General features: G+C 73.2%; 4 protein-coding genes. 3 read left to right on the forward strand and 1 reads right to left on the reverse strand.

Annotated elements, in window-relative coordinates; genetic code table 11:
* Window positions 1-29: 29 nt before the first annotated feature.
* Entirely contained in the window at window positions 30-1,049 is a 1,020-nt protein-coding gene (locus AB0J68_RS27600; protein WP_363941264.1) for a helix-turn-helix domain-containing protein, read from the reverse strand.
* A 102-nt stretch (window positions 1,050-1,151) separates the two neighbouring features.
* On the opposite strand from AB0J68_RS27600, the gene recN reads away from it, so the two are divergent.
* The 3 genes from recN to AB0J68_RS27615 all read left to right on the forward strand — a co-directional run.
* Window positions 1,152-2,909: a DNA repair protein RecN gene (recN, locus tag AB0J68_RS27605; protein WP_354861628.1), complete on the forward strand. Its 1,758-nt coding sequence runs from the start codon at window positions 1,152-1,154 to the stop codon at window positions 2,907-2,909.
* A 119-nt stretch (window positions 2,910-3,028) separates the two neighbouring features.
* A complete protein-coding gene (steA, locus tag AB0J68_RS27610; RefSeq protein WP_234591007.1) occupies window positions 3,029-4,207 on the forward strand; it encodes a putative cytokinetic ring protein SteA in 1,179 nt (392 codons plus the stop codon).
* 27 nt (window positions 4,208-4,234) lie between these two features.
* Window positions 4,235-4,730: copper transporter (locus AB0J68_RS27615; RefSeq protein WP_363941268.1), on the forward strand; the 496-nt coding region annotated here is incomplete at its 3' end.

Here is a 4,730-nt window from a genome sequence, read left to right on the forward strand (position 1 = left end):
GTCCGAAGCGACGGCGGGCCCGGCCGCGTTCAGAGCCAGCCGCGCCGGGCGACCTGGAACGCCAGCCCGGGTCGGGTGTCCACGCCAGCGGCGTCCATCAGGTCGGCGAGGCGCCGCTGCACCGTCCGGCGGCTCACCCCGAGCTGGGAGGCGATGGACTTGTCCGGTACGCCGGCCACGAACAGCGACAGCAGCCGGGCCTCGTCGGCGTCGGGCTGGTAGCCGTCGACCGGACGGTCGTCGGCCTCGTCGCGCCGGATCTCGGTCGCGGTGGCGGCGAGCGGGTCGTCGAGTCGCAGCCGGGTGGCCACCCGCCAGTGGCTCTCGAAGAGGGCGAGCAGCGCGTCGAGCAGTTGGCTGCGGCCGATCACCGCGGCGCTCGGCTCGCCGCCGTCGCGGTCGGGCACCAGCGGGCAGATGGCGGTACGCGCGTCCACGATGGCGAGTCGGACCGGCAGCCGGTCCAGCACGCGGGCCTGCTCGCCGGCGGCCACCCCCTTGGCCAGGTCGGCCAGCGCGCCCGGCTCCAGCAGCAGGTCCCGTTCGTAGATGGCCCGGTAGCTCACCCCGCGGGCCAGCGCGTCGAACTCCTCGACGTTCTCCGGGCCGGCCATTGCGAGGGGGTTCGCCCGGCAGAACCACAGCACCTCGTCGCGGGCCGAGTTCTGCAGGTCACGCAGCCGGTCGCGCAGCACCCGACCGCCCCGGATCACCTCGACCAGGTGGTCCACGTGGTGGCGGCGCAGCCCGGAGCGGTACTCCTCGGCCAGTTGGGTGACCCGGCGCCGGGCCGCCTCCAGGTCCTCCTGGCGGCGCAGCAGCGTCGCGCCGAGGGCGACGTCCGGGGCGGTCGGGCGCAGCGGGGCGTCCGGGTCGTTGTCGGTGGGCTGCACCAGACCCTTGGCCCGCAGCGCCTCGACCTGCTCGACGACCTGCGCCCGGGGCCGTCGCAGCCGGCGGACCAGCTCGTCGACGCGGGCCGTGGTGAGTTGGAGCAGGCAGCGGTAGAGCTCCTCCTCGGCGGGGGTCAGGCCGATCACGTCCGACACGGGGCAAGACTGTACGTCGGTAAGGTGCGGGCCGTGCCGGGGCCCGGCCGTGGGGCCCGTCGGCTGGTCAACTGTCGGCCCTCGCGTCTACTGTCGGGTGCTGTGCTGGAAGAGCTGCGCATCACCGGACTCGGCGTCATCGAGGACACCACGCTGCCGTTGACCGGCGGGATGAACGTCATCACCGGCGAGACCGGTGCCGGCAAGACGATGGTGGTGACCGGCCTCGGCCTGCTCTTCGGCGGCCGGGCCGACGCCGGGCGGGTCCGTGCCCAACCGGGCCGGGCCGTGGTCGAGGGGCGGCTACGCCTCTCCGGCCGGGTCGCCGACACGGTGCACGCCCGGATCAGCGACGCCGGTGGCGAGCCCGACGAGGACGGCTCGTTGCTGCTCAGCCGCACGGTGACGGTGGAGGGCCGCTCCCGGGCCCACCTCGGTGGCCGGAGCATGCCCGTGTCGATGCTGGGCGAGGTCGGCGAGCAGGCGGTGGCCGTGCACGGCCAGTCCGACCAGTTGCGGCTGCTGCGCCCCGCCGAGCAGCGGGCCGCTCTGGACCGGTTCGCCGGGCCGGCGCACGAGAAGCTGCTCGACGCGCTGCGCGAGGCGTACACCGGGTGGCGGCGGGTGGTCGACGACCTGGCCGACCGGCGGCGCAACGCCCGCGAGCGCAACCAGGAGGCCGACCTGCTGCGACTCGGCCTCGACGAGATCACCCGCGTCGACCCGCAGCCCGGCGAGGACGACGAGCTGAAGACCGAGGCGCAGCGGTTGGAGCACGCCGAGGGCCTGCGGACGGCCGCGCAGGTGGCCCAGCAGTGTGTGGCGGGCGGCGCGGAGGCGGCCGACGAGACACCCGACGCGGCGGCGCTGCTCGGCACGGCCCGGCGCACCCTGGAGGCGCAGGCCGGCACCGACCCGGCGCTTGGGGAGCTGGCGGCCCGCCTGGAGGAGGCGGCCACGCTGGTCACCGACGTCTCCGCGGAGCTGTCGGCGTACCTGGCGACGCTCGACGCGGACCCGGCCCGGTTGCAGCACGTCTACGAGCGGCGGGCCGCGCTGCGGGCGTTGACCCGCAAGTACGCCGACGACGTCGACGGCGTCATCGCCTGGGCCGACCGGGCCCGCACCCGACTGTCCGACCTGGACACCTCCGACGACCTGCTCGACGAGCTGGACGCCGAGGGGCAGCGGCTGGCCGGCGAGGTGGCCGACCTGGCCTCCCGGGTGTCCGTGTCCCGGCAGGAGGCGGCGGTCCGCTTCGCCGACCAGGTCACCGTCGAGCTGGCCGGTCTGGCCATGCCGCACGCCCGGATCGAGGTGGCGGTGCTGCCCCGACCGGCCGGACGGGCCGAGCCGACGCTGACGATCAACGGCGTCGAGGCGGGTGTCGCGGCGGACGGCGGCGACGAGGTGGAGCTGCGGTTGCTGGCCCACCCGGGCGCGCCGTCGTTGCCGTTGCAGCGCGGCGCCTCCGGCGGCGAGCTGTCCCGGGTGATGCTCGCCATCGAGGTGGTCTTCGCCGGCTCGGGCGGCCCGCCCACGCTGGTCTTCGACGAGGTCGACGCGGGCGTCGGCGGCCAGGCCGCGGTGGAGATCGGCCGCCGGCTGGCCCGGCTGGCCCGCAGCCACCAGGTGTTGGTCGTCACCCACCTGCCGCAGGTGGCCGCGTTCGCCGATCGGCATCTGGTGGTGGCGAAGGACACCGGCGGCGCGGTGACCACCAGCGGGGTGCGGGTCGTGGAGGACACCGAACGCGCCCGCGAGCTGGCCCGGATGCTCGCCGGTTTGCCCGATTCGGATCTGGGTATCGCCCACGCCGAGGAGCTGCTGGCCGTGGCCGCCAAGGAAAGGCGGTTGTGACGCCGCGTATTGTGAGCGCAAGCACACCGGCTTGTGCCGACGTGTGCTTCCCTGGGTAGGCGGCCCTGCTCAGGCATGTCGCGACAGAAAAGCCTGCCTCACATGCCAGGATGGTCACGATGCGTCTACCCACGTTGCGCCGGAACCGAAACGCGGAGCCGGGCAGAGTCCTCGGCACCGCGCGCCTTGATCGCCGGACGAAACGGCTGGTCGGGCGGCTGCGCCCCGGTGACATCGCGGTCATCGACCACGTCGACCTGGACCGGGTGGCGGCCGACTCGTTGGTCGCTGTCGGTGTCGCGGCGGTGCTCAACGCCAAGCCGTCGGTCTCCGGCCGCTACCCCAACCTCGGGCCGGAGGTGCTGATCGCCGCCGGCATCCCGCTCCTGGACGATCTCGGGGAGGGCGTCTTCGAGCGGATCCGCGAGGGCGACCAGGTCCGGATCGAGGGCAACACCGTCTTCGCCGGCGAGGAGCCGGTGGCGCACGGCACCCTGCAGGACGCCGAGTCGGTCGCCAAGGCGATGTCCGACGCCCGGGAGGGGCTGTCGGTGCAGTTGGAGGCGTTCGCCGCCAACACGATGGACTACCTGCGCCAGGAACGCGACCTGCTGCTCGACGGCGTCGGCGTTCCGGACATCCAGACCCAGATCCAGGGCCGGCACTGCCTGATCGTGGTGCGCGGCTACGACTACAAGGCCGACCTGGACGTGCTGCGCCCGTACATCCGGGAGTTCAAGCCGGTGCTGATCGGCGTGGACGGCGGCGCGGACGCGCTGGTCGAGGCCGGCTACACCCCCGACATGATCATCGGTGACATGGATTCGGTCACCGACGACGTGCTGCGCTGCGGCGCCGAGGTGATCGTGCACGCCTACCCCGACGGGCGGGCGCCCGGCCTGCCCCGGGTCAACGGCCTCGGCGTCCCGGCCATCACCTTCCCGGCCGCGGCGACCAGTGAGGACCTGGCGATGCTGCTGGCCGACGAGAAGGGCGCGTCCCTGCTCGTCGCGGTCGGCACTCACGCCACGCTCGTCGAGTTCCTGGACAAGGGGCGCGGCGGAATGGCCTCCACGTTCCTGACCCGGTTGAAGGTCGGGGGCAAGCTGGTCGACGCCAAGGGGGTGAGCCGGCTCTACCGGCAGAGCATCTCCGGCTCGTCGCTGCTGCTGCTGGTGCTCTCGGCGATCGCGGCGATGGCCTCCGCGGTGGCCGTCTCCACCGTCGGGAAGGCGTACCTGGGCGTGGTCGCCGAGTGGTGGGACAATTTCGTGTTCCAGTTGTACCGGCTCTTCTAGTTCCCGACCGATCAAGAGGCTGCAAGCGTGATCAACTTCCGCTACCACGTGGTGTCCCTCACCGCGGTCTTCCTGGCTCTGGCGATCGGCCTCGTGGTCGGCACCGCCGCCCTCAACGGCCCCGTCGCCGACTCGCTCAAGGAGCAGGTCACCGGGCTGCGCAAGGACAACCAGCAGTTGCGGCAGCAGGTCAACAGCATGGAGAAGCAGCTCGGCCTGGAGGAGGAGTTCGCCGAGCAGGTGTCCCAGGTCGTCCTGCCGGGCACGCTCACCGGCCGCCGGGTGGTGGTGCTCAGCCTGCCCAACGGGCGCGACCACACCGAGGGCGTGCTCAAAAAGCTCCAGCAGGCCGGCGCCACCATCACCGGCCGGGTCGACCTGCAGGACAAGTTCATCAACCCGGACAACAACTCCAACCTGCTGGAACTGGCCGTCACCGCCGCTCGGCCGACCGCGCAGACCACCGGCCTGCCGGGCAACGGCCACGGCGTGGAGACCTCCAGCGCGCTGCTGGCCAGCGTCC

Source organism: Micromonospora sp. NPDC049580 (assembly GCF_040675595.1).
GTDB lineage: Bacteria > Actinomycetota > Actinomycetes > Mycobacteriales > Micromonosporaceae > Micromonospora.